At 72.6% G+C, this 23,708-nt stretch carries 22 protein-coding genes, 1 tRNA gene and 1 pseudogene; 8 read left to right on the plus strand and 16 right to left on the minus strand.

Features of this window, described 5'->3' with window-relative positions; genetic code table 11:
• Nucleotides 1–64: 64 nt before the first annotated feature.
• The 3 genes from FHX39_RS17800 to FHX39_RS17810 all read right to left on the minus strand — a co-directional run bounded on the left by FHX39_RS17800 (nt 65) and on the right by FHX39_RS17810 (nt 6,382).
• A complete protein-coding gene (locus FHX39_RS17800; protein WP_183340600.1) occupies nt 65–259 on the minus strand; it encodes a DUF2795 domain-containing protein in 195 nt (64 codons plus the stop codon).
• 57 nt (nt 260–316) lie between these two features.
• Entirely contained in the window at nt 317–3,577 is a 3,261-nt protein-coding gene (ileS, locus tag FHX39_RS17805) for an isoleucine--tRNA ligase (RefSeq protein ID WP_183340602.1), read from the minus strand.
• A gap of 273 nt (nt 3,578–3,850) precedes the next feature.
• Nucleotides 3,851–6,382 carry a penicillin acylase family protein gene (locus tag FHX39_RS17810; protein ID WP_183340605.1) on the minus strand — a complete coding sequence of 844 codons (2,532 nt, stop codon included), beginning with the start codon at nt 6,380–6,382 and terminating at the stop codon, nt 3,851–3,853.
• Nucleotides 6,383–6,666: 284 nt separating this feature from the next.
• Between FHX39_RS17810 and FHX39_RS17815 the strand changes: the two are divergent.
• From FHX39_RS17815 to mscL, 3 genes and pseudogenes are all read left to right on the plus strand, one after another.
• Nucleotides 6,667–6,960, plus strand: a pseudogene (locus FHX39_RS17815) (FmdB family zinc ribbon protein); the annotation flags it as partial.
• Nucleotides 6,961–7,119: 159 nt separating this feature from the next.
• Nucleotides 7,120–7,767 (plus strand): RcpC/CpaB family pilus assembly protein, encoded by a 648-nt coding sequence (locus tag FHX39_RS17820; protein ID WP_183340609.1) that lies wholly within the window; start codon nt 7,120–7,122, stop codon nt 7,765–7,767.
• A gap of 58 nt (nt 7,768–7,825) precedes the next feature.
• The gene (mscL, locus tag FHX39_RS17825) at nt 7,826–8,230 is read left to right on the plus strand and encodes a large conductance mechanosensitive channel protein MscL (protein WP_183340611.1); all 405 of its coding nucleotides are present in this window, start codon (nt 7,826–7,828) and stop codon (nt 8,228–8,230) included.
• Between the two features lie 32 nt (nt 8,231–8,262).
• Here the strand turns inward: mscL and FHX39_RS17830 are convergent, their stop codons facing one another.
• The 3 genes from FHX39_RS17830 to FHX39_RS17840 are packed head-to-tail and all read right to left on the minus strand — an operon-like array spanning nt 8,263 to nt 11,030.
• Nucleotides 8,263–8,574, minus strand: coding sequence for a hypothetical protein (locus FHX39_RS17830; RefSeq protein WP_183340613.1), 312 nt, complete (start codon nt 8,572–8,574; stop codon nt 8,263–8,265).
• Nucleotides 8,575–8,578: 4 nt separating this feature from the next.
• Complete coding sequence (locus FHX39_RS17835; protein ID WP_183340615.1) at nt 8,579–9,961, minus strand: UTP--glucose-1-phosphate uridylyltransferase; 1,383 nt, start codon at nt 9,959–9,961, stop codon at nt 8,579–8,581.
• A 28-nt stretch (nt 9,962–9,989) separates the two neighbouring features.
• The gene (locus FHX39_RS17840) at nt 9,990–11,030 is read right to left on the minus strand and encodes an alpha/beta hydrolase (RefSeq protein ID WP_183340618.1); all 1,041 of its coding nucleotides are present in this window, start codon (nt 11,028–11,030) and stop codon (nt 9,990–9,992) included.
• A 99-nt stretch (nt 11,031–11,129) separates the two neighbouring features.
• On the opposite strand from FHX39_RS17840, the gene FHX39_RS17845 reads away from it, so the two are divergent.
• Nucleotides 11,130–11,543, plus strand: a complete 414-nt coding sequence (locus FHX39_RS17845; RefSeq protein WP_183340620.1) for a VOC family protein — start codon at nt 11,130–11,132, stop codon at nt 11,541–11,543.
• A gap of 14 nt (nt 11,544–11,557) precedes the next feature.
• Nucleotides 11,558–12,274 (plus strand): AAA family ATPase, encoded by a 717-nt coding sequence (locus FHX39_RS22315; RefSeq protein WP_183340622.1) that lies wholly within the window; start codon nt 11,558–11,560, stop codon nt 12,272–12,274.
• 35 nt (nt 12,275–12,309) lie between these two features.
• Here FHX39_RS22315 and FHX39_RS17855 read toward each other — a convergent pair whose 3' ends face one another.
• Nucleotides 12,310–12,699, minus strand: a complete 390-nt coding sequence (locus FHX39_RS17855; protein WP_183340624.1) for a hypothetical protein — start codon at nt 12,697–12,699, stop codon at nt 12,310–12,312.
• A 186-nt stretch (nt 12,700–12,885) separates the two neighbouring features.
• A tRNA-Arg gene (locus FHX39_RS17860) sits at nt 12,886–12,958 on the minus strand.
• Nucleotides 12,959–12,995: 37 nt separating this feature from the next.
• Between FHX39_RS17860 and FHX39_RS17865 the strand changes: the two genes are divergently transcribed.
• Nucleotides 12,996–13,952, plus strand: coding sequence for a nucleoside hydrolase (locus FHX39_RS17865; protein WP_183340626.1), 957 nt, complete (start codon nt 12,996–12,998; stop codon nt 13,950–13,952).
• Nucleotide 13,953: 1 nt separating this feature from the next.
• On the opposite strand, the gene trxA is transcribed toward FHX39_RS17865, so the two are convergent.
• The 3 genes from trxA to FHX39_RS17880 all read right to left on the minus strand — a co-directional run bounded on the left by trxA (nt 13,954) and on the right by FHX39_RS17880 (nt 15,931).
• A complete protein-coding gene (trxA, locus tag FHX39_RS17870) occupies nt 13,954–14,364 on the minus strand; it encodes a thioredoxin (protein ID WP_183340628.1) in 411 nt (136 codons plus the stop codon).
• A gap of 95 nt (nt 14,365–14,459) precedes the next feature.
• Entirely contained in the window at nt 14,460–15,233 is a 774-nt protein-coding gene (locus FHX39_RS17875) for a class I SAM-dependent methyltransferase (RefSeq protein ID WP_183340630.1), read from the minus strand.
• An 8-nt stretch (nt 15,234–15,241) separates the two neighbouring features.
• On the minus strand, nt 15,242–15,931 hold the full coding sequence (locus tag FHX39_RS17880; RefSeq protein WP_183340632.1) for a metal-dependent transcriptional regulator: 690 nt from the start codon (nt 15,929–15,931) through the stop codon (nt 15,242–15,244).
• Nucleotides 15,932–16,014: 83 nt separating this feature from the next.
• Between FHX39_RS17880 and FHX39_RS17885 the strand changes: the two genes are divergently transcribed.
• Entirely contained in the window at nt 16,015–17,412 is a 1,398-nt protein-coding gene (locus FHX39_RS17885) for a cryptochrome/photolyase family protein (protein ID WP_183340634.1), read from the plus strand.
• 586 nt (nt 17,413–17,998) lie between these two features.
• On the opposite strand, the gene FHX39_RS17890 is transcribed toward FHX39_RS17885, so the two are convergent.
• Both FHX39_RS17890 and FHX39_RS21870 read right to left on the minus strand, forming a co-directional pair.
• Entirely contained in the window at nt 17,999–19,546 is a 1,548-nt protein-coding gene (locus tag FHX39_RS17890) for an ATP-dependent DNA ligase (RefSeq protein WP_183340636.1), read from the minus strand.
• 7 nt (nt 19,547–19,553) lie between these two features.
• On the minus strand, nt 19,554–20,915 hold the full coding sequence (locus FHX39_RS21870) for a glycosyltransferase 87 family protein (protein WP_183340638.1): 1,362 nt from the start codon (nt 20,913–20,915) through the stop codon (nt 19,554–19,556).
• Between the two features lie 91 nt (nt 20,916–21,006).
• Between FHX39_RS21870 and FHX39_RS17900 the strand changes: the two genes are divergently transcribed.
• The gene (locus FHX39_RS17900) at nt 21,007–21,687 is read left to right on the plus strand and encodes an HAD family hydrolase (protein WP_183340640.1); all 681 of its coding nucleotides are present in this window, start codon (nt 21,007–21,009) and stop codon (nt 21,685–21,687) included.
• Between the two features lie 15 nt (nt 21,688–21,702).
• Here the strand turns inward: FHX39_RS17900 and FHX39_RS17905 are convergent, their stop codons facing one another.
• The 3 genes from FHX39_RS17905 to FHX39_RS17915 form a co-directional block, all read right to left on the minus strand.
• Entirely contained in the window at nt 21,703–22,104 is a 402-nt protein-coding gene (locus FHX39_RS17905) for a rhodanese-like domain-containing protein (RefSeq protein ID WP_183340642.1), read from the minus strand.
• A 73-nt stretch (nt 22,105–22,177) separates the two neighbouring features.
• Nucleotides 22,178–22,837, minus strand: coding sequence for a 50S ribosomal protein L17 (gene rplQ / locus FHX39_RS17910; protein ID WP_183340644.1), 660 nt, complete (start codon nt 22,835–22,837; stop codon nt 22,178–22,180).
• An 89-nt stretch (nt 22,838–22,926) separates the two neighbouring features.
• Nucleotides 22,927–23,708: DNA-directed RNA polymerase subunit alpha (locus tag FHX39_RS17915; RefSeq protein ID WP_183340646.1), on the minus strand; the 782-nt coding region annotated here is incomplete at its 5' end.

The raw sequence follows: 23,708 nt of genomic DNA on the forward strand, positions 1-23,708 counted from the left end.
TTCGTGGGTGGGTGCTCGGAGGGCGCCGCCGCACGCCTCGTGGGCGTACGGCGGCGCGACAGCCTCAGCTGTCGGAGCTGATCTCCTTGGTCACGCCGTTCGGCCCGCCGAACTCGCGGTCCGGCAGGTCGTTCAGGAAGGTCATGACCTCGTCGTCCGCGCCGTTGTCCTTGGCGGTCGCGACCAGCGAGTCCTTGGTGGCCGGGTAGCTGGCGCCCTTGAGCGCCTTCTGCAGGTGGATCGGGTTGATGTCAGCCATGTCCGGTGGTTACCCGACCACCCCGGTCGCAATCAGCGCCGCGCCCGACCGCGGCCCTCAGGCGCGACGCACCGTCAGCCGCACGAGCTGGTCCAGCCCGACCGTCGCCGCGGTGCTCCCCTCGCCCAGCGGGCCGCCGACCTCGACGCTCGACGCGAGCACCTCGCGCGCCACGAGGTCGCGGTGCTGCTCGAGCGCGGCCCGCACGTCGTCGTCCCCGCCGAGGACGAGCGCGATCCGGTCGCTGACGTCCAGGCCGGCGTCGCGCCGCGCCTGCTGCACGGCCCGGACGACGTCGCGCGCCAGCCCCTCGGCCGCCAGCTCGGGCGTCACCTCGGTGTCCAGCACGACGAAGCCGCCGCCGGGCAGCATCGACACCGCACGCCGCTCGTCGGCACCGGCCTCGCTGACCTGCGTGACGAGCGTGTACTCGCCCTCGGCCAGCGCGAACCCGCCCGCGGTCACCACGCCCGCGTCGTCGACCGACCAGTCGCCGCTCTTGGCGCCCTTGATCGCCAGCTGCACGTCACGCCCGAGCCGCGGGCCGGCCGCACGCGCGTTGACCTGCAGCACCTGGCGCACGCCGAAGGAGGCCGCGCCCTCGTCGCTCGCCGCGGCGAGGTCGACCGACCGCACGTTGAGCTCGTCGCGGACCAGGTCCACGTACGGGGCCAGCGCGGCCGCGTCGTCGGCGACCACCGTCAGGCGCGTCAGCGGCAGGCGGACGCGCAGCCCCTCCGCCTTGCGCAGCGCGGAACCGGTCGAGCAGACCTCGCGGACCCGGTCCATCGCCGCCGTCAGGTCGGAGGCCCCCGCGGCCGGCGCGGCCGTCTCCGGCCAGTCGGTCAGGTGCACGGAACGTCCGCCCGTCAGCCCCCGCCAGACCTCCTCGGAGACCAGCGGCAGCAGCGGCGCCGCGGCCCGCGTCGTGGTCTCCAGCACCGTGTAGAGGGTGTCGAAGGCCGCGTACGACTCGGGCGAGCCGCCGTCCCAGAAGCGGTCGCGCGAGCGCCGGATGTACCAGTTGCTCAGCACCTCGAGGAAGCCGCGGACGGCGTCGCACGCCCCGGCCACGTCGAGCGCGTCGAGCCGCGTCGTCAGGGTCGCGACCAGCTCGTCGAGCTTGCCCAGGACGTAGCGGTCCAGGACGTGCTCGGAGTCGCGGCTCTCCTTCGCCTCGTAGCCCTCGCCGCCGTTGGCCGCGTTGGCGTAGAGGGTGAAGAAGTAGTACGCGTTCCACAGCGGGATCAGCGTCTGGCGCACGCCCTCGCGGATGCCCTGCTCGGTGACGACGAGGTTGCCGCCGCGCAGGATCGGGCTCGACATGAGGAACCAGCGCATCGCGTCGGCCCCGTCGCGGTCGAAGACCTCGTACACGTCGGGGTAGTTGCGCAACGACTTGCTCATCTTGAGCCCGTCGCTGCCCAGCACGATGCCGTGGCTGATGCAGCTCGAGAAGGCCGGCCGGTCGAACAGCGCCGTCGCCAGGACGTGCATCGTGTAGAACCAGCCGCGCGTCTGCCCGATGTACTCGACGATGAAGTCGCCCGGGTAGTGGTGCTCGAACCACTCCGCGTTCTCGAACGGGTAGTGCACCTGGGCGTAGGGCATCGAGCCCGAGTCGAACCAGACGTCGAAGACGTCGCCGATCCGGCGCATGCGCGACTGCCCCGTCGGGTCGTCGGGGTTGGGCCGCGTGAGCTCGTCGATGAACGGCCGGTGCAGGTCGGGCACCTGCACGCCGAAGTCGGCCTCGAGCTGCGCGATGGAGCCGTAGACGTCGGTCCGCGGGTAGGCGGGGTCGTCGGAGACCCAGATCGGGATCGGCGTGCCCCAGTAGCGGTTGCGGCTGATCGACCAGTCACGCGCGCCGGCCAGCCACTTGCCGAACTGGCCGTCCTTGACGTGCTCGGGCACCCAGGTGATGTCCTGGTTGAGCTCGACCATCCGGTCCTTGATCTTGGTGACCTCGACGAACCAGCTCGAGACGGCCTTGTAGATCAACGGCTGCCGGCAGCGCCAGCAGTGCGGGTAGGAGTGCGCGTACGACTCCTGGCGCAGCAGCACCGTGCCCGGCGTCACCGACGCGGCGCGCTCGCCGCGGGTGGCCGCCTTGAGGTCGTCGATGATGTGCGGGTTGGCGTCGAAGACCTGCATCCCGGCGTACTCCTCGACCGGCCAGGTGAACTTCCCGTCGGGGCCCACGGGCATCACGGCCTCGATGCCCTCGCGGTCGGTGACCTCCTTGTCCTCCTCGCCGAAGGCGCCGGCGCTGTGGACCAGCCCGGTGCCCTCGTCGGTGGTGACGAAGTCGGCGACCACGACCCGGTGGGCGCGCGGCTGACCCGCGTAGTAGCTGAAGGGCGGGGCGTACGAGCGCCCGATCAGGTCCGCGCCGGTGAGCCGCTCGACGACGCGCGTGCGCCAGTCGAAGCCCTTCTCCTTGGCCGCGTCCCCGAAGAGCTCACGGGCGTACGACGCGACGCGCGCCTCGCCGATCACGTAGCGCTCGGTGGTGCCGGTGAAGTCGGACTCGACGACGACGTAGTCGATCTCCGGGGAGACCATGATCGCCAGGTTGCTGGGGAGGGTCCACGGCGTCGTGGTCCAGATCAGGGCGAGCTCGCCGGTCTCGAGACGGAAGCCGACGGTGACGGCCGGGTCGTTGCGGACCTGGTAGACGTCGTCGTCCATCCGGAGCTCGTGTGTGGACAGCGGCGTCTCGTCGTTCCAGCAGTAGGGCAGCACGCGCCAGCCCTCGTAGACCAGGCCCTTGTCGTAGAGGGTCTTGAACGCCCACAGCACCGACTCCATGTAGTCGGGCTCGAGGGTCTTGTAGTCGTTCTCGAAGTCGACCCAGCGGGCCTGACGGGTGACGTAGTCCTGCCACTCGTCGGTGTAGCGCAGCACGGACTCGCGGCAGGCGGCGTTGAACTTCTCGACCCCGAGCGCCTCGATGTCGGCCTTGGTCTTCAGCCCGAGCTGACGCATCGCCTCGAGCTCGGCGGGCAGGCCGTGGGTGTCCCAGCCGAAGCGGCGCTCGACGTGGCGGCCGCGCATCGTCTGGTAGCGCGGGACGATGTCCTTGACGTAGCCGGTGAGCAGGTGGCCGTAGTGCGGGAGCCCGTTGGCGAAGGGCGGGCCGTCGTAGAAGACGAACTCGTTCGCCCCGTTCGTGCCCGTCGCGTTCCGGGCGACGGACGCGCGGAACGTGTCGTCACCCTTCCAGAACGCGAGGACGCCCTCCTCGATCCGCGGGAAGTCGGGGCTCGACGGGACGGACCGGCCCTCGCCGTGGCTCTGCTTCGGGTACGTCATCGCGGGATCCTTCGTCGTGCTCGTGCCTGCTGGGACACGAGGACGACACGACCTCCGAACCGGAGGCGACGCGCCGCGGTACCACCCCGCTTGACGGCCCACCCGCACGGCCGCCCGCTCTTGTCGCAGGCTGTGACGGGCCCACCCGTCCGGTTCTACTGGGGCGGCTGCCGGGGCAGGACGCCTGTTCTTCCGGAGGCTCGCCGGTGATGGCCGGGTCGACGCCTGATGTGGTCGAGTCTAGCGATCACCCGGCGCGCGAGCATCCGGGTTCTAGCCGTCCGGCTTCAGCACCAGCGTGTGCTGGGTCTGCGCGGCCACGGCGTTGCGCGTCAGCAGCATCGGCCAGGTGCGGTCCGCGACCCAGAGCTCGGCCTGGTCCTCGTAGTAGGGGCCGAAGGGGTGCCCCGACGCGCCGCTCTGGTTGACCCAGCGCCCGGAGTCGGCGGCGCCGAGGTCGACGAGCATGCGCATCGCCGAGCCCTGGGTCACGCCGTACGGCACCTGGTCGTCGAAGCCGAGAGCCTTCACCGTCGTGCCGGAGCCGCCGACCGCGTCGTCCTCGCGGTTGAACAGGGCCTCGACCGGGGCGAAGCCGCTCGAGCCGAGGGTCTGGTTCCGCAGGCGGACGTGGTGGATCCGGCCCCAGGCCCACCGACCGGGATCGCGCGACATCAGCGAGGTCGCCTCCTTGCGGGCCAGCGTGAGCGCCGAGAGGAGGACGTCGTCGCGGTGCTCGACCTGCGGCGTCGAGGCGTCGTCCCACCAGGGGTTGTCCGGCTCCTGCAGCAGCCGGTCGAGGACCGCGTACCACCGGTCCTCGCCCTGCGGCCAGAGCTCCGGCGCGAGCTGGTCGGCGAGGACGAGCTTCTTGAGGTCGTGCGCGACGACGGCGAAGTAGGCGGCCGCGGCGGAGTCGGCCGACATCGTGTAGTCCCAGCCGACGAGGGTCTGCTGGCCCTCGCGGACGAAGCCGTCGTCCACGCGGACCCGCAGCAGCTCGGGCACGAGGGTGGCGGCGAACCGCACCCGCTCGTCGTAGAAGATCTGCTCCCCGGCGTCCGGAGTCAGGCCCTTGGCGCCGGCGAGCCGGTCGTGGATCTCCTGGCTGCGCCAGCCGTAGGAGTAGTCCGAGCCGAGCACGTACGGGTAGCGCGCGCCGATCACCTGGTTGTTCGCCGCGACGATGATCCCGCTGGCCGGGTTCTCGGCGTACGGCAGCTGGGCGAAGGGGATCGTGCCGTCCCAGTCGTACGCCGTGTCCCACCCGGGGACGGGCGTCCGACCGTCGCCCGCGCGACGGATCGGGATCTGACCGGGCAGCTGGTAGCCGATGTTGCCCTGCACGTCGGCGTAGACGAGGTTCTGCGACGGGACGCCGAGCAGCGCGGCGGCCGTCCGGAACGGCGTCCAGCCCGAGGCGGCGTCGAAGCCGAAGATCGCGTCCATCGACCGGCCCGGCGTCGAGCCGGTCCAGGCCAGGGCGACCGCGTAGCCGTCGGCGGGCCCGCCCGGGACGCGGCCGGCCGCCGCGGTCGAGGGGTCGGCGTCGGACAGCAGCGGGCCGTGCCGCGAGGAGCGGACGGTGATCGTGCGCGGGTCGTCCTCGCCGGCGACGCGCAGCTCCTCCGTGCGGACGGTCAGGGGCTCGTACGCCTCCCCCACCCGGGCCGCGCCGTCGACGACGTCCTCGAGGTAGAGGTCGGCCACGTCGGCGTAGCTGGTCGTCAGGCCCCAGGCGATCGAGGCGTTGCGTCCGATGACGACCCCGGGCATCCCGGTGATGGAGAAGCCGGTGACGTCGAAGGGGCACTGCGCCGCCACCGTCGTGCAGTGGAGCCCGACCTGGGCGAGCGGCGACGGGATGGCCGTGTCCAGGTGCGGGTCGTTGGACAGCATCGGCGCGCCGCTCGCCGTGTGCGCGCCGCTGACCACCCACGAGTTGGACCCGATGGCCTCCCCCGAGCCGAACAGCCCGGTCAGCGTCTCCTGCGCCCGCCGGGCTCCGGCGACGGCACCGCTCGCGGCCGCGGGCACGGCGGGGACGGCGGTCGAGCGCGGAGCGCCCGCCGAGGTCCCGGCCGCGGGGTCGAACACCTTGCCGACCACCGTCCCGCTCTCCACGACCGGCTCCATCCCCGGCAGCGGGTGGTCCGGGCTCAGGTCGGCGGCGCGGTCCGGACCCACGGCGCTCACGACCTGCGCCTGAACGGCCTCCGCACCGGCGTTGGACCCCAGCTGCCATCCGAAGACCTTGAGGACGGCGAGCGAGTCGACGGCCGACCACTCCTCCGGCTGGGCGTCACGACCCCTCAGCTGGAGCAGCGTGTACTCGAGCGAGATCTGCCCGAGCGAGCGGCCGCGGAGGTAGGCGTTGACCCCGGAGGCGTACGCGTCGAGGTAGCGGCGCGTCGACGGCGACTGCAGCGCCAGCTCGGCCTCGGCCGTCCGTCGGAAGCCGAGCGTGCGGACGTAGGTGTCGGTCGCCACCTGCGAGGCCCCGAAGAGCTCGGACAGCCGGCCCGCGGCCGCGTGCCGACGGAGGTCCATCTCGTAGAACCGGTCCTGGGCGGCCAGGTAGCCCTGGGCCTCGAAGAGGTCCTCGGGCTGGTCGGCGTAGACCTGCGGGACCCCGTGCCCCTCCCGCAGGACGGTCACCCGGTCGTTGAGGCCCGGGAGGGTCACCTCGCCGTCGAGCTGCGGAAGCGGGCTCCGGACGGCGGCGGTCCCGGCGCTCAGCACGCCCCCGGCGGCCAGCACGACCACGACGAGGGCGTAGACGAGCCAGCGGGGCAGAGAACGCACCCGCCGAGTATCGGTGGTCGGGCTGACGACGACCACATCTCGCGCCGGCGTCAGGCCGACCGAGGGTCGATCGCCGGGCCGACCACGACCGCATCTCGCGCCGGTGTCTGGACGACCGGACGTGCAGGACACGCTCTTCGTCCTGCGCGGCAGGGAAAAAGACATCGGGTCCGAGCGAGATGCGCGCCCGAGCGCAGCGAGGGCAGAAAGCACGGAATGAGTTGGCAGTCGATATCCTTGAGTGCTAGCGAGACCAGCACGACCACGACGAGAAGAGCCCCGAGATGCCCACGTACCAGTACCGCTGCACCGAGTGCGGAACCGACCTCGAGGCCGTGCAGAAGTTCACCGACCCGACCCTGACCGAGTGCCCGACCTGCCACGGTGCCCTGCGGAAGGTCTTCAACGCGGTCGGCGTCGTCTTCAAGGGCTCGGGCTTCTACCGCACCGACTCCCGGCCGAAGGAGGGGGCGTCCTCCTCCTCGGGCTCCAGCAGCGAGCCCAAGGGCAGCGAGTCCAAGAGCGAGTCCAAGGCCGGCGGCGAGACCAAGAGCAAGGACGCCTCGAGCTCCGGCACGTCGGAGAAGAAGTCCGACTCCGGCTCGACGAACGGCGCGGGGTCCGGCGGCGGCAAGGCTCCCGCGAAGGCCTCCTCCGGCTCGTCCACAGGGTCCACCTCCAGCAGCTGAGGCTGTGGACGACCGGCCGATCCGGGTCGGCGTCCTTATGACTGAGGTGTGCGCGCCCGCCCTGCCCCTCGTCCGTCTCCTCACCGCCGCAGCCCGCTGCGGCAGCTCAGGCGTGCGGCCTCCTGGCACCGGCGCAAGCTGGCCGTCCTGGCCGCAGTCGCGACGGTCCTGACGGGCCTCGCGTCCGTCGCCCCACCCGCACCGCCCACCACCCCGGTCGTCCGGACGACGCAGGCGCTCGCCGGCGGGGTGCTGCTCTCCGCGGACGACCTCGAGGTCGTCGACCTCCCACGGGACGCCGTGCCCGACCGCACGATGTCCGACCCGGCCGAGCTGGTCGGTCGGCGGCTCGCCGCGCCGGTCCCCCGCCGTCAGGTGCTGACCGTGACCGCGCTCGCGTCGGTGGACAGCTCGGTCGGGGTCGGACACGTCCTCGCCCCGGTCCGGCTGGCCGACGCCGACGTCGTGGCCCTGCTCGAGCCGGGCGACCTCGTCGACGTCATCGCCTCGGCCGCCGACGGCGGCGCCACGACCACGGTCGCCCGCTCGGTCCGGGTGGTCACCGTCCCCGCGGCGGACCCCGACGACCAGGGCACCGCGACCGGTGCGCTCGTGGTCCTCGACCTCGCCGAGGACGACGCCGAACCACTGGCGCGGGCGGCCGCGACGGGCAACCTGACGGTCGTCTGGCCGTGATCGGGGCTGCTAGCGTTCCGGCGGAGTCACCGGCGGCTCCGTCGACCCAGGGGGACATGTGAAGGGCTTTCGCGACTTTTTGATGAGGGGCAACCTCGTCGAGCTGGCGGTCGCGGTGATCATCGGCACCGCCTTCACGGCGGTGGTCAAGGCCTTCACCGACATGATCACCGACCTGATCGGCAAGGTCGGTGGCGTGCCCGACTTCAGCAAGACCTCGTTCTACGGGATCAGCGTCGGCGCCTTCGTCACCGCGGTGCTCTCCTTCGTCCTCACCGCGGCGGTCGTCTACTTCCTGGTGGTCATCCCCTACAACCGGGTCAGCGCCCGGCTCAAGGAGCTGGAGGACCAGCCGAAGTCGGCCCCGGCCGTCACCTCCGAGGACCTCCTCACCGAGATCCGGGACCTGCTGCGCCAGCAGGCCGGCAGCCCCACCACCGGTCGGGTCTCCGACCAGCGCTGAGCCGCGGCCCTCGGGTCAGGCCCCGGTGCGGGTCAGGACCCGTGATGCGGCGGGACCTCGGCGAGGAGCCGACGTTCGGCCGCGTCGGGGGCCCGTTCCGCCAGGACCGGACGGGAGGCGGCGGCCACGAGCCGCCCCCGCAGCTCGGTCAGCACCGCGGCGAACCGCGCTGCGCCGAGGCCTTCCGTGAGATCCGCCGGGACCGGGTGCGCGCCCCGGGTTCGGTCCCCGATCGCCTCGAGGACCGCCGCCAGGTCGGGCGTCTGCTGGCTCCCGAGCTCCGGACGGCGCTCCCCCGTCACCGCGTAGACGAGCGCCTGGTGCCAGGTCGCCGTGCCGTCCACCCGCTCAGCCGTCGAGGACGGTGCCGCTCGGGACGGTGCTCGGTCGGCCCTCGTCCTCGAGCCTCGCCGCACCGGTGACCGTGACGTCCCCCGCAAAGGTCCAGTCACCCACGACGGCGAGGCTCTCGGCCCCGCGCAGCGACGGGACGCCGTCGGGGAAGTGGCCGTCGAACCGGGCGATCGTCTTGTAGTGCTTCGGGTCGAGGTCGATCAGCGGAGCCGGGTCGACGACCCGGTCCAGCCGGCCCTCCGGCGTGACGTCGTACACGTCGGAGCGGAGCAGCATCAGGTCGTTCGTCGTCTTGACCGGGAGGAAGCGCTCGCGCCCGACCCCGATCGCCGTGGCCCCGGCGAAGACCTCGATCGCCGCGCCCATCGCGCTCTCGATCTGCACGACCTCGGGCGAGGACGCGTCGGCCGGGTCGACGTTCTTGACGTTCTTGATCAGCGGCAGGCCGAGCACGGCCTTGCGCTCCTTGAGCACCTTCGAGACCGCCGCCAGGTCGAACCACAGGTTGTTGCAGTGGAAGAAGGGGTGCCGGTGCTCGTCGGTGAAGTAGTGCATCTCGTCCGGAGCCGTCTGGGCGGTGTCGCGCAGGATCAGCCGGCCGTCGGACTTCCGGATCGCCAGGTGCCCACCCTTGCGGTCGGCCGGGGTGCGGCGGCAGACCTCGGCGGCGTACGGGGACCCGCTCGCCGCGAACCAGCCGGCGATGGTGGCGTCCGGCGCGGCACCGAGGTTGTCCGAGTTCGAGACCGAGGCGTACGCGTAGCCCTGCTCGAGCAGCCGGTCGAGGATGCCGGACCCCTCCAGCGTCGTGTAGAGGTCGCCGTGCCCGGGCGGGCACCACTCGAGCGTGGGGTCGGCCGGCCACTCGACGGGAGTGAGGTCGGAGGTGAGGAGCTTGGGCTCGAGGTTCTGCTCGAAGTCCAGGCCGAGCCCGTCCACCGGCAGGTCGTCGTACGCCGCGAGCGCCGCCAGGGTGTCGTCCCGCGTGCGGAAGCTGTTCATGAACAGCAGCGGCAGCCGGGCGCCGTAGGTGGCCCGCGCCGCCCGGACCTGCTCGACGATCAGGTCCAGGAACGTCTGGTCGCCGCGGACGGGCAGCAGCGACTTCGCCTTCTCCATGCCCATCGACGTGCCGAGCCCGCCGTTCAGCTTGATGATCGCCGTGCGACCCAGCGCCTCGGCGGCCTGCTCGGGGCTCACCTCGACCGCGCTCAGCATCGGCGGGTCGGTCAGCGGGTCGATGCTGTCCTCGGCGATGAGGCCGGTGACGCCCTCCTCGAGCTGGTGGTAGTAGTGCGTGAAGACCTCGATCGCCTGGGGCTGCACCCCGGCCTCGGACATCTTGCTGCGGGCGGCTTCCAGACCCTCTGCGCTCATGCCGCCGATCCTAGAGAGGACGGGCGCCCTACTTCGCCTCGGGCGTGATCGCCGTGAGCAGGTTCACGGTCGCGGCGGCCACCTGGTCCTGGACCGCCCCCGGGTCGGCGGTCGGTGTGCCGTCGCCGGGCTGGCGGCCGTACGAGCCGAAGCTCGCGTGCGACGCCCCCGGCACGACGACGAACGTCGCGTCCGCGGGCAGGTTGGCCTTCGACCGCGCGATGTCCTCCGGGGTCACGAGGCCGTCCTGGTCGCCGGACACGGAGGTGACCCTCAGGTCGGTCCGCTCGACCTTCGCGGAGGGGTAGGAGGCCAGCAGCAGCAGGCCCTCGACGCGCCGGTCGTCCTCGGCGTACGAGGCCGCGACCGTGCCCCCGAGCGAGTGCCCGCCGATCGCCCAGTGCCCGACCTCGGGGTGGTTCTCGATGACCTTGGTCGCGTGGTCGCGGTCGAAGATCGAGAAGCCGAACGGCTCCTTGAGCACGACGACCAGGAAGCCCGCCTCGGCGACGCGGCGCAGCTCGGGCGCGTACGCCTGAGGGTCGACCCGGGCGCCGGGCAGGAAGATCAGCCCCGTCGTCGGGGCGACCACGGTGCCCCGGTTGTCCTCGACGCTCGGCACCAGCTCGTACCAGGTGACCCGGTCGACCAGGCGTACGCCGTTCTCGGTCCGGAGCGCCGTGACGGCCTCCGCGGTGGCGGCGAGCGGGCGGGAGTAGCCCAGGAGCACGACCGACACGAGCGCGAGCACCAGCAGCGGGACGGCGAGCACGATCCGCAGCTTCGCGCGGCGCTCGAGCTGGGCGGGGGTGCGTCGTGCCGGCTGTTCGGGGTCGTCGCCCTCGCGGTCCTGCCGGTCGCCGATGGCCAGGGACGCGACGGCCCAGGCGAGGGCCACGAAGCCCAGCAGGCCGGTGGCCAGACCGAGGACCACGCCGGCGGGGTGACCGTTGAGGATCACGCTCCCGCGGGTCCAGCCGATCCACACCGTGACGCCGACCATGGCGGCCCCGAGCACCAGCCAGAGGAACGCCAGCACCGTACGGCTGACAGCACCGGGTTGCCGCATGGCGACGAGGGTACGGGGCCGGGGTCGGAGCCCTTCCCCGACGCGCGCGGTCGGGTCTACCCTCCTGCCAGGAGCCGCCCGCGACCGAAGGAGCACGTGATGGCCTCGCGCCTCAACCCGTACCTCAACTTCCGCGGCCAGGCCCGGGAGGCCCTCGACTTCTACGCGTCGGTCTTCGGCGGGGACGTCGCCGTGAGCACGTTCGGGGAGTTCGGCGACCCGCCGCCCGGGAGCCAGGCCACCGACGTCATGCACGGCCAGCTCGAGACCTCGATGGGCTTCACGCTGATGGTCTCGGACGTGCCGAGCTCGATGGAGCTGACGGTCGGCGACAACATCACCGTCAGCCTCAGCGGGGACGACGTCGACGCCCTGCACGGCTACTGGGAGCGGCTGTCCGCCGACGGGACCGTCGTCTTCCCGCTCGAGCGGCAGATGTGGGGCGACGAGTTCGGCCAGTGCAAGGACCGCTTCGGCGTGCCCTGGCTGGTCAACATCACCGCCGGCGCCTGAGGCCCTCCCGCCCGGTGGCGTTCGACCGGCGTCCGGTCCGCCGCGTCGAGGGGGTCGACGAGCCGCCGGACGTCACGTGGCCGGCGACGGTGCCTGCCGTCGCGCAGGTGCTCCGCGACGGGCTCGACCTCCCGGCGGGCGTCACCTTCCTGGTCGGCGAGAACGGTTCGGGGAAGTCCACGCTGCTCGAGGGCCTGGCCGGGGCGTTCGGGCTGGGGGTGGAGGGCGGCGAGCGGCAGTCGCTGCACCAGACGTACGTCTCCGAGTCCGGGCTCGTGGACCACTTGCGCCTCGAACGCGGAGCCGGCGGCACCCGGAACGGCTTCTTCCTCCGCGCGGAGACCATGCACGGCTTCTTCACCTACCTGGCCACGGAGGCCGGCGTCTCCGGCTACCACGAGATGAGTCACGGGGAGTCGTTCCTGGCGGCCATGCAGTGGTACTTCCGCCGTCCCGGCTTCTTCTGCCTCGACGAGCCGGAGGCGGCGCTGTCCTTCTCCTCGACGCTCGTGCTCGTGGCGCAGCTGCACGAGCTGGCGCAGACCGACGGTGCCCAGGTGGTCTGCGCGACCCACTCACCCGTGCTGGCCGCGCTGCCGGGCGCGACGATCCTCGAGGTCGGCGACTGGGGCCTGCGCGAGACGACCTGGGACGACCTCGTGCTGGTCGCGAGCTGGCGGTCCTACCTGCAGGACCCGCAGCGCTACCTGCGCCACGTCCTCGAACCCTGACGCCCGCCGCCGACCGGGGAGGTCCCGGTCGATCGCTAGCGGAGGAGGAGCAGGACCAGGGCGGCCAGGGCCGCGAGGGCGAAGAGCCAGGACAGGACCGTCGCCAGCCGGGACGCCTGGCGGGAGATGTCGTTCATGACCGCGCGCTCCGCGTCCGTCACGTGGTCGGAGAGCGGGCAGATGCAGGTGGCGTTCTCGGCGCAGACGATGTCCGCCTGCCGCGGGAGGCAGGCCCCGTACGCGGGCTCGTGCTCGACGAGGGGGCTCTCCGGCACCAGGGGCAGGACGTCCGGGTGGAACGCGACGTCCGCGCCCTCCGGTCGAGGGCTCCCCGTGTAGTGGAGGACCCGACCCGCCGGGGCGGGGTGGACGGTCGGCGCGGCGGTGGCCCGGAGAGACAGCGGGTGAGCGGTTCGAGGGAGCATCGGGGGCTTCTTCCGAGGAGGGCTGCGCGCAGCCGTGCCAGTACGATCCGATCTCCCCCGAGAGCGCGGCTACGCCCGATCGACCCAGATTCGAAGCCCCTCCGGACCTGGATTGCTCCGGAACTCAATTTATTCTTCAACGTCTCGACGGCGGGTCGATCCCCGGCTTCTGACGGCGAGTGGCGGCGCCCCCAGCAGGATTCGAACCTGCGACACGAGGTTTAGGAAACCTCTGCTCTATCCCCTGAGCTATGGGGGCCGGCGCCACAGGTTAACCGTCCTGGGAGCATGGGCCCATGCCCCGACCGATCGTGCTGGACGTCGACACCGGGACCGACGACGCGCTCGCGCTGCTCTACGCCGTCCGGTCCGCCGACCTCGACCTGCGCGGGGTGTCCTGCGTGGCGGGCAACGCCGGCCTGGAGCAGGTGGTCGACAACACGCTGCGGGTCCTCGACGTCGCCGGGGCGCCGGACCTCCCGGTCGCGGCCGGGGCCACGAAGCCGTTCATCGAGCGCGCTCAGACCGACGAGCAGTTCCACGGCGAGAACGGGCTGAGCGGCGTCGAGTTGCCGACCGCGACGCGGACCGTCTCGGCGCTGAGCGCGACGGAGATGCTCTACACGCAGATCACGTCGTCCGCCGAGCCCGTCACTCTCGTCAGCCTGGCGCCGATGACGAACGTGGCCATGCTGTTGACGCTGCACCCCGACGTCGCCGACCACCTCGAGCGCCTCGTGTTCATGGGCGGGTCGGCGTCGCAGGGCAACGTCACCGCGGTGGCCGAGTTCAACGTCTGGCAGGACCCCGAGGCGGCGACCTGCGTGGTCGAGTCCGGGCTGCCCGTCACGATGTACGGGCTCGATGTGTTCAACCGTCTGCTGATCCCGCAGGAGGCGGCCGACCGGTGGACCCGGTCCGGCCATCCCGCCGTGCGCGCGGCGGGCGAGCTCCTGCACCGCCGCGGCATGCGGGCCGCGGGCTTCGAGCAGGACTACGAGGGCGTCCTCGGGGACGCCGGCGCCCTGCTGATCCTCACGCACCCCGAGCTGTTCACGACCGAGGCGCTACCGGTCCGGGTGAACCTGCAGGGCATCGGCCGCGGCCAGACCGTCGTCGACCGACGTCCCCTCGCGCAGGACCAGCAGGCTCTGGACCGCGACCCGTGGCGCGTCCTCGAGGTCGCGCTCGACCTCGACGTCGAAGCCGCCGCGGCCGCGTACTGCGCGGTCGTCGACGACTTCGACCGCTAGCTCACTGGTGCGGGTGGTCGTGTCCCGCGTGGTCGTCGGAACCCTCGTGCTGCTGCTTGAGCTCGGCGACCTGCTTGTGCACCTCGGCCATGTCGAGGCCCTTGACCGCGTCCACGACCTGCTTCAGGGCCGGGCCGGGCAGCGCGCCCGCCTGGTTGAAGACCAGCACGCCCTCACGGAAGGCCATCAGCGTCGGGATGCCCTCGATGCCGAGCGACCCGGAGAGCGCCTGGTTGGCGTCCGTGTCCAGCTTGGCGAAGACGATCTCGCCGTGCTCGCTCGACTCCTTCTCGAAGATCGGGCCGAAGCGCTTGCACGGGCCGCACCAGTCGGCCCAGAAGTCGACCAGCACGATGTCGTTGTCGCTGATCGTCTGCTCGAAGTTGTCGGCGTTGATCTCGACCGTCGCCATGTTCCTGCTCCTCCACGTTGCGTCTCGCGACGTCCGTCGCGGGCCTTGGAGGAGGAACGACCGACCCGGCGGGGCTATTCCGACGGCCCCGCGACCTACTTGATGGCCACCAGCCGGCGTACGGGGATGGCGATGTCGACCGAGCCGCGCCGTTCGGCGGCCTCGCTGAGGTAGTCGAGCGCCGACGCGACCCGGGCGGGGGAGGTGAACGGCAGGTAGACGGCGGAGAGCAGGAGGGCCGCGTCGTCCGAGGTCTCGATGGTGAAGCGGTAGCGCTCGCGCTTGTCCTCGACCACCGTCATGCCCTGCTCGGCCACCGTCCGGCGGAAGCCGGCCAGCTCGACCGGTCCCGGGAAGCGGGGCTTGGCCCGCAGCCGGACGTTCAGCTGGCCCAGCTGGCGCACGTCGGCGGGGGCCAGCGGGCGTACGGCGGGGGCGATGGCGGCGAGCACGCCACCGGGGCGGAGCACCCGGGCCACCTCGGCGATCACCGTCGGCAGCGGCTGGACGACGACGAGGCCGAGCGCGCTCGTCACCACGTCCACGGAACCGTCGCGGAACGGCAGCACCCGGGCGTCCGCCCGGACGAGCGGACCGGCGCCTCGCTGCTGGGCGAGCCGGAGCTCGGTGTCGGAGAGGTCGACCCCGACGACAGTGCGTCCGGGACGGGCGAGCTCACGGGCGACGGGTCCGGAGCCCGACGCCAGGTCGACGACCACGCCTGCGTCCGCCGAGACGGCCCGGGCCAGCCAGCGGTAGGGCGTGTGGTCGGCGCGGAGGGCGCGCGACAGCACGTCCTCGACCACCCCGGGCCGGCTGGCGTGGAAGCCGGCGAGGTAGTCGGGCCAGTCGACCTGGCGGTCAGCCACGGCCCGCGTCAGACCGGGGTGACGAACAGGTGGGTCGAGGCCTCGCGGTCGATCTCGCAGCCCGGGAACCCGGCCGCGGACAGGCGTACGCCCAGTCCGCCGGCCTCGGCGTCGACCTCGGTGCCCGGTCGGATGCCGGCGACTCGCAGGGTGCCCATCATCTCGACGTCCTTCTGGATCTCCTCGCTCATGCGCTCGATCACCACGCGCGCCGGGGCGTCGCGGACCGCGTCGGCGAGCTGGACGTTCCCGGACCGGAACAGCGTGGCGGGCTCGACCACGCCGAGCTCGTCGAGGCCGGGGATCGGGTTGCCGTACGGGGACTCCGTCGGGCTGTTGAGCAGGTCGACGAGCTTGCGCTCGACGTCCTCGGAGATCACGTGCTCCCAGCGGCAGGCCTCGTCGTGGACGAGCTCCCAGTCCAGCCCGATGACGTCGATGAGCAGCCGCTCGGCCAGCCGGTGCTTGCGCATGACCCGGATGGCCCGGGACCGGCCCTCGTCGCTCAGCTCGAGGTGACGGTCGCCCTGGACGCGCACCAGGTTGTCGCGCTCCATCCGCGCGACCGTCTGGGAGACGGTCGGCCCGCTCTGGTGCAGGCGCTCGGCGATGCGGGCGCGGAGGGGGACGATCCCCTCCTCCTCCAGCTCGTAGATCGTCCGGAGGTACATCTCCGTGGTGTCGATGAGATCGCTCACGTTCAGCCCTCCTGGATCGGCGCACGGGCCTGTGGAGCAACGTCAGCCCTCGCGTGTGCGACCCGACCGCAAGACTAGACGACATGACTCCCCCCGATCGCCCGGTGATCTGGTGGGTGCGGCGCGACTTCCGCCTCGCCGACAACCCCGCGCTGGGTGCCGCCGTCGACGAGGGGGCGGCCGTGCTGCCCCTCTTCGTCTCCGACCCCGTCCTGCGCCGGTCCGCCGGGCACGGCCGGGCCGCATGGCTGACGGCCGCGGTGGCCGACCTCGACCGGGTGCTGTGGGACGCGGGCGGGCCGGGTCTCACGGTGCTCGAGGGCCGGCCCGAGGAGGTCGTCCCCCGCCTCGCCGCCGCGGTGGACGCGCCCACGGTGCACGTGAGCGCGGACTTCGGCCCGTACGGACGCCGGCGGGACGGCCGGGTCGCGGCGGCGCTGGCCCGCGACGGCCGAGAGCTGCACGCGACCGGGTCGCCCTACGCGGTGGCGCCCGGCACGCTGAGCAGCCAGACCGGGACCCCGTTCCAGGTCTTCTCCCCCTTCCACCGGGCCTGGCTGGCCCGGGGCGTGCACGGCCCGGCGCCCGAGATCGACCCGACCGCGGTTTCCTGGCTCGCCCACCCGGACCGCCTGGCGGTCGAGGACCCCGACCCCGACCTCGCCGAGAAGGCGGGCGAGGCCGCAGCACGGCGCGGCTGGGAGGACTGGCTGCACCTCCAGGCCGGCGGGCCGGCGGACTACAAGCGGCTGCACGACGTCCCGGGCGCCGACGCCACCGCGCACATCTCGGCGGCGCTGCGCTGGGGCCACCTGCACCCGAGGACGGTCCTCGCCGACCTCGCGGGGCTGGACGGCGAGGGGCCGGCGGCGATCGCCCGCCAGGTCGCCTGGCGCGACTTCTACGCCGACGTCCTCTGGCACCGGCCCGCCGCGACGACCCGTCCGGTGCAGCCACGCTTCGCCCAGCTCCACCGCGACGACCCGGCCACCTCGGAGACCGCCGCCGCGCGACTCGTCGCCTGGCAGGAGGGCCGTACGGGGTACCCGCTCGTCGACGCCGGCATGCGCCAGCTGCGGGCGGAGGGCTGGATGCACAACCGCGTACGCCTCGTCGTCGGGTCGTTCCTGGTCAAGGACCTCCACCTGCCGTGGGAGGAGGGCGCGCGCTGGTTCATGACCTGGCTGCACGACGGCGACGTGGCCAGCAACCAGCTCAACTGGCAGTGGGTCGCCGGCTGCGGCAACGACCCGTCGCCGTTCTACCGGGTCTTCAACCCCACGACCCAGGCGGAGAAGTTCGACCCGGACGGGGCGTACGTCCGCCGCTACGTGCCGGAGCTGGCCGGCGTCGCCGTCGAGCACGTCCACGAGCCCTGGCTCGCACCCGGCGGTCCCCCGGCGGGCTACCCCGCGCCGGTCGTCGACCACAAGACCGAGCGCCTCGAGGCCCTCGACCGCTGGAACGAGGTCCGCGGCTGAAGCCCGCAGCCCACCCTCCCCCGCGTTCCCCCATCCCCTTGAGGAACCGCTGACTCCCGCCCTGGAACCCGGCGTCGTCCCCGTCAGGAGTCAGCGTTTTCTGTGGGCGAACGGGGGCAGGCGGACGAGTTCGAGAAAGTCGTTGACCGGCGCGCGGAGCCGACCTACCGTTGCGGTACACGGAAAGGAGGTGGTCCGATTCATGCATTCTCTTCGGACAAGTGAGGTGGCGGCGGCCTAGCCGTTCGACCTAGGACGCGGCGTGATCCGCTCGGTCGAGAGGCCGGCTAATCCAAGCCAACACCCGAACCCGCGAGTGCCAGACCGTCCATCTGGCCGACGTCAGGGCTCCACCGGAGCCTCGTCGCCAAGCTCGCGGGTTTGTCATGCCCGGATCTTTTTGTCTCCGCTTCGCTCCGACGCGGACCGGGCTCTGGTCCGATGTCTTCCTCCCTCCCTCGGAAGCCCGCAGGTCGCACTTCTCCCGAGCCTGGGTGCCGCGGGGCTTCCTCCTAAGGTCGTCCAGACACCGGCGCCCGGACCGGCGTGGGTCCGGCTCGCAGACGCGTTGGGCAGGTGGATCTGCCTACTCCGGTTCGCCCACCGGCAGCACCGGGCTCAGGGCCCGCACCGTCTCCAGCAGGTCCGCCTCCTCGGCCGACTTGTCGGGGCGGTAGCGGAGGACGCGCGCGAAGCGCAGGGCCACGCCGCCGGGGTAGCGCGTCGAGACCTGCAGCCCGTCGATCGCGATCTCCACCACCGTCGTCGGCTCCACGAAGACGACCCCGCGCGTACGCCGCGTCTCGAGGCCGAGGAAGTGCTCGGTCTGCCAGCGCAGCGTCTCGTCGGTCAACCCCTTGAAGGTCTTGCCCAGCATCACGAAGCCGCGGTCGGGGTCCCGGGCCGCGAGGTGGAGGTTCGACAGCCAGCCCTGCCGGCGGCCGTGGCCCCACTCCACCGCCACGACGACCAGGTCGAAGGTGTGCCGGGGCTTGAGCTTGACCCACCCCGAGCTGCGGCGACCGGCCGCGTACGGGGCGTCGAGGTTCTTGACCACGACCCCCTCGAAGCCCTGGCCGACCCAGTCGGCGAAGACCGTCTCGACCTCCTCGGTGCTCGTCGCCACGACCCGCGGGACGATCAGGTCGGCGGGCAGCAGGGACTCCATCGCCGCGGCGCGCTCCCGCAGAGAGACGTCGAGGAAGTCCCGGCCGTCGGCGTGCAGGACGTCGAAGAAGAACGGCCGCAGCGGCAGGCGGCGCTCGGCGGCCGGGACGTCGAGGCTGCTCATCGTCCGCGAGGCCACCGCCTGGAAGACCTCGGGCCGCCCGTCGTCGCGCAGGGCCAGCACCTCGCCGTCGAGCACCAGGCGCTGGTGCGGCAGCGCGAGGACCGCGTTGACCACCTCGGGCAGCCGCGCGGTGATGTCGTCCAGGCTGCGCGTGAAGACCCGCACCGCAGCGCCGTCGCGGTGCACCTGGACGCGGATGCCGTCGAGCTTGGCGTCGACCATCGCCGGGAGCCCCGAGCGCTCCACGGCCGCCGCGGGGTCCGGCTCGCTGGCCGCGAGCATCGGTTGCACCGCCGTGCCGACCGCCAGCCCGACCGACTCCAGCGCCGCCAGCCCGCCCGCGTGCAGCAGGGCGGCGGCGGCCACGGTCGAGGAACGCAGCATCGCCGCCCGGCGTACGGCCGCCACGGGGACCTCGTACGCGACGGCGAGCGCCTCCTGGACCGCTGCCTCCGAGGCGCCCTGACGGAGCTCGCCGAAGACCAGGCCCCGCAGGAAGTGCTGCTCGGGCCCGGTCGCCCGCGCGAAGAGCGCCTCCACCGCGGCCGCCCGCACGGCGACCGAGCCCGGCCCCGCGAGGGCGGAGATGGCCTCGAAGGCCTCGTGGACCTCGGCGACGGTCAGCGTCGCGACGGTGGCCGGCGCGGGCAGGTCGCCGAGCGAACGTCCCCCCACCCCCGTCCGGCGCTGGCGCAACGAACCGATCAGGTACGACACCACGGTCTCGAGGTCGTCGCCGTCCCCCAGGTCGGCCAGGACCGCGACGATCAGGTCCCGCTTGGCGAGCCGGCTGCGGGTGGCGCCGAGCGCGCCCCAGGTGTTCGCCAGTCGCTCGAGCAGCATGAACCGATCATGCAGCGTCGGTCTGACGCTTTCTGAGCCGGAGGACCAGGATCACCGTGGCACCGAGTGCGGCAGCGAGCGCGAACACCGCCGCCGTCTCGAGCGGGAGCGTGGTCACGCTTCGCAGGTACGTGGCGTACGTGCTCAGCGTGGCGATCTGCATCAGCGCGGCCACGACCAGGAAGCGCCGGTCGACGAAGACCGCGACCACCGCGAGCACCTCGCCGAGGAAGAAGTACCGCTCGTGCATCTCGGGGAGCAGCAGCGGCACGACCAGCGACAGCGTGGCCGCGACGAGCACCATCTCCGCCGGGTCCAGCCGCCGGCGTCGGGCGAGGAGCCAGACCGCGAACGCCAGCGCCACTGCGGCGGCGAGGCCCAGGCCGGCCCACTTCCACGTGGTCGAGGCGTCGGCCGGGAGCCAGGCGTACCAGGTGGGCGCGTTGCTGGTGAAGCTGTGCGCGGTCGTCGTCCTGCCACCCCCTCCTCCGCCGAAGCCGCCACCGCCGCCCGGTCCACCGCCCCCGAAGCCGCCACCGCCGCGACCGCCGCCGCCGAAGCCCCCGCCCGCCCGGGCCGCTCCCCCGCCGCTCCCGCCGGCGCCCGACGGGTTGCTGATCTGGGCGGGGTAGACCGACAGCTGGCTGGCGAGGCTCCGGCCCGCGACCCAGGCCGGGACGAGTGCCGCCAGGAAGGTGGCCGGCACCAGGACCAGTCCGCGCAGGCGCTGCCGGTTCACCAGCACCAGCACGACCAGGGCCGGCAGGAAGAACAGGGCCTGCAGCTTGAAGGCGAAGGCCAGCCCGAAGAGGACGCAGGCCAGCGCCGTCTGGCGGCGCAGCAGGAGGTAGAGGCTACCGAGGCACAGCGAGGCGTAGATCGAGTCGCACTGCGCCCACCAGGCGCTGTTCAGCACCACCGTCGGCAGCAGGAACGTCGCCCCGAAGGCGATCGTCGGCAGCCACCGCGCGGCGGGGCGGACCTCGCGGACGATCCGGTACGCGACGACGGCGAGCAGCACGTCGAAGAGGATCGAGATCGCCTTGACGCCGACGAGCGGGTCGACCGGGAGGTACGAGAGGGCGGCCAGCAGGACGAGGTACGGCGTGTTGTAGTTCGAGAACGAGTCCGCGAGGCCCGCGAAGCCGCCGGCCTCGACGAGGTGGGAGTACCAGGGCAGCAGGAACGCCCTGTAGTCCCCGGACTGCTCGCCCAGCATCGGTACCCGCGCCGCGAGGCCGACGACCAGGAGCACGGCGAGCACGACCGGCACCGCGCGTCGGCGCACTGAAGGTCGTGCGTCGATCGCGGGCGCGGCCGACGCAGCCGGGCTGCTGGCGGTCGGGATGGGGGCAGAGGTCGTCGGCACGTCCTCACCCTCGCGCCGGCCGCTGTGCGCCGGCTTTGGCCGCGTTGTGGACCCCCCGTCGGTCTCGGGCGGGCCCTGCGACGATCGGGCGATGAGCGCGAACGACGCCCCCGGGGTCCTGCTGGACGTCGACGGCACCCTCCTCGACACCAACTACCTGCACGCCCTCGCCTGGTGGCAGGCCTTCCGCGACGCGGGCGTCGCCGGCGTGACGATGGCGGACACGCACCGCGCCGTGGGCATCGCGAGCCAGGGGCTCGTCGACCGGCTGGCGGCCGAGGCCGACGACAGGACCAAGGCCAAGGTCGTGAAGCGGCACACGAAGCGCTACGCCAAGCTGCAGGACGAGGTCGTCGCGTTCTCGGGGGCAGACCATCTCGTACGCCGCTGCCACGACGCCGGCCTCCGGGTGGTGCTGGCCACGAGCGGGCCCCGCAGCGACCTCGACTGGATGCTGCCCGCGATCGGGGTCGGCGTTGGCGTGCTGGCCGGGACGACCACCTCGGACGACGTCGCCGAGGGCAAGCCGGCCCCGGACCTGATGACCACCGCGATGCGGCAGCACGACCTCGACCCGGCCCGGACGGTGGCGATCGGCGACACGGTCTGGGACGTGCAGGCTGCGCGGGCCGCGGGCGTCCGGATCATCAGCCTCACCTGCGGCGGGATCTCCGGGCGCGACCTCGAGGCGGCCGGGGCCGACGAGGTCTTCGACGGCCCGTCCGACCTGGTCGACCGCTGGGACGACTCCCTGCTCGCCCGGCTGGTCTGAGCCCGGTCCGGAGGGCTACTCCCGGACGTCGGCCGGCTCGCCCGTGAGGGGCAGGCCGGCGGCGATCCACCCCTCGACCCCGTCGACGACGTCGGTCGCGTCGAGGCCGAGGTCACGCAGCGAGCGCGCCGCGAGCGACGAGCTGTAGCCGTGGCGGCAGACCACGACGATCCTCCGGCGGCTGCCCGCCTCGGGGATCCGGTTCGGGCTCGTCGGGTCCAGGCGCCACTCGAGGACGGTCCGGTCGATCACGAGCGCGCCCGGCAGGTCCCCGGTCCGGGCGCGGTGCGCCGCCGTCCGCGTGTCGACCAGCAGCGCGCCCGCCTGCACCGCCGCGTACGCCTCCGTGGCCGTCAGCCGCGTCCACCCGACCCGGGCGCGGGCGAGCAGGCCGTCGACGGCGCTGGGGTCGGTCACGAGCCGATGATGCACGAACGGCGCCCACCCCGTGAGGGGTGGGCGCCGTGGGTGCTGCTGCTGTGGTGCTGCCTCAGGCCTTCTGCTCGCCCTCGGTCGGCTCGAGCGTCGCGGCCTCTTCGGCGTTGACGTCGTCGCTCGGCTGCTCCTGCTCGGAGGTCGCCTCGTCGCGCTCGTTGGTGTCCTCGACCAGCTCCTCGGCCGGGGCCTCCTGGGTCGGGGCGTCCGGGCTGACCTGGGACTCGCCACCGTCGGCGACGGCCGTGGAGCCGGCGGCCGGGGCCGCCGCCTTCTTGGCCGGTCCGCGCGTCGCGGTCTTGCGGGCCGGGGCCGGCGCGGAGCTCACCTTGGCGCGGTTCGTACGACCCGCCTCGACCGTCTCCGTGACGATCTCGATCTGCGCCATCGGGGCGTTGTCGCCCTTGCGGGGACCCACCTTGGTGATGCGCAGGTAGCCGCCCTCGCGGTCGGCCAGGGTCGGGGCGATCTCGGTGAACAGCACGTGCACCACACCCTTGTCGCGGACCGTGGTCAGGACCGAGCGGCGGGCGTGGATGTCACCACGCTTCGCCTTGGTGATGAGCTTCTCCGCCAGCGGGCGCAGCCGCTTGGCCTTGGCCTCCGTCGTCACGATCTTGCCGTGCTCGAACAGCTGCGTGGCCAGGTTGGCCAGGATGATCCGCTCGTGCGACGGGCTGCCGCCGAGGCGGGCGCCCTTGGTCGGTGTGGGCATGGTGTCCGTTCTCCAGTGTCAGGTCCGGGTCGCCCGCCCCGCGGACGGGGCGGGCGTTCGGCTGCCCGCGGGGTCCGCGGGCGGTGGGCTCAGTACTGCTCGGTCTCCGTGAAGTCCGCGTCCTCGGTGTCGTCGTCGTAGCGGATCGCGCTCAACGGGTCGAAGCCGGGGGCGCTGTCCTTCAGCGACAGGCCCATCTCGTGCAGCTTCAGCTTGACCTCGTCGATGGACTTGGAGCCGAAGTTGCGGATGTCCAGCAGGTCCTGCTCGCTGCGCGAGACGAGCTCGGACACCGTGTGGATGCCCTCGCGCTTGAGGCAGTTGTACGACCGGACGGTCAGGTTGAGGTCCTCGACCGGCAGGGCCAGGTCGGCGGCGAGCTGCTCGTCGATGGGCGACGGGCCGATCTCGATGCCCTCGGCCTCGACGTTGAGCTCACGGGCCAGGCCGAAGAGCTCGGTCAGCGTGCGCCCCGCCGAGGCGACGGCGTCGCGCGGGCGGATGGCCGGCTTGGTCTCGACGTCCAGGATCAGCCGGTCGAAGTCGGTGCGCTGCTCGACGCGGGTGGCCTCGACCTTGTAGGTGACCTTGAGGACCGGCGAGTAGATCGAGTCGACCGGGATGCGGCCGATCTCGGCGTCGATCGCCTTGTTCTGCACGGCGGAGACGTAGCCGCGGCCACGCTCGACGACGAGCTCCATGTCGAGGCGACCGGAGTCGTTCAGCGTGCAGATGTGGAGGTCGGGGTTGTGCACCTCGACACCGGCGGGCGGCGCGATGTCGGCCGCCGTGACCTCACCGGCACCCGACTTGCGCAGGTACATGGTGACGGGCTCGTCCTCCTCGGAGGACACGACGAGGGCCTTGAGGT

The sequence above is a fragment of the Microlunatus antarcticus genome (assembly GCF_014193425.1).
In the GTDB taxonomy this organism is placed as follows: Bacteria; Actinomycetota; Actinomycetes; order Propionibacteriales; family Propionibacteriaceae; genus Microlunatus; species Microlunatus antarcticus.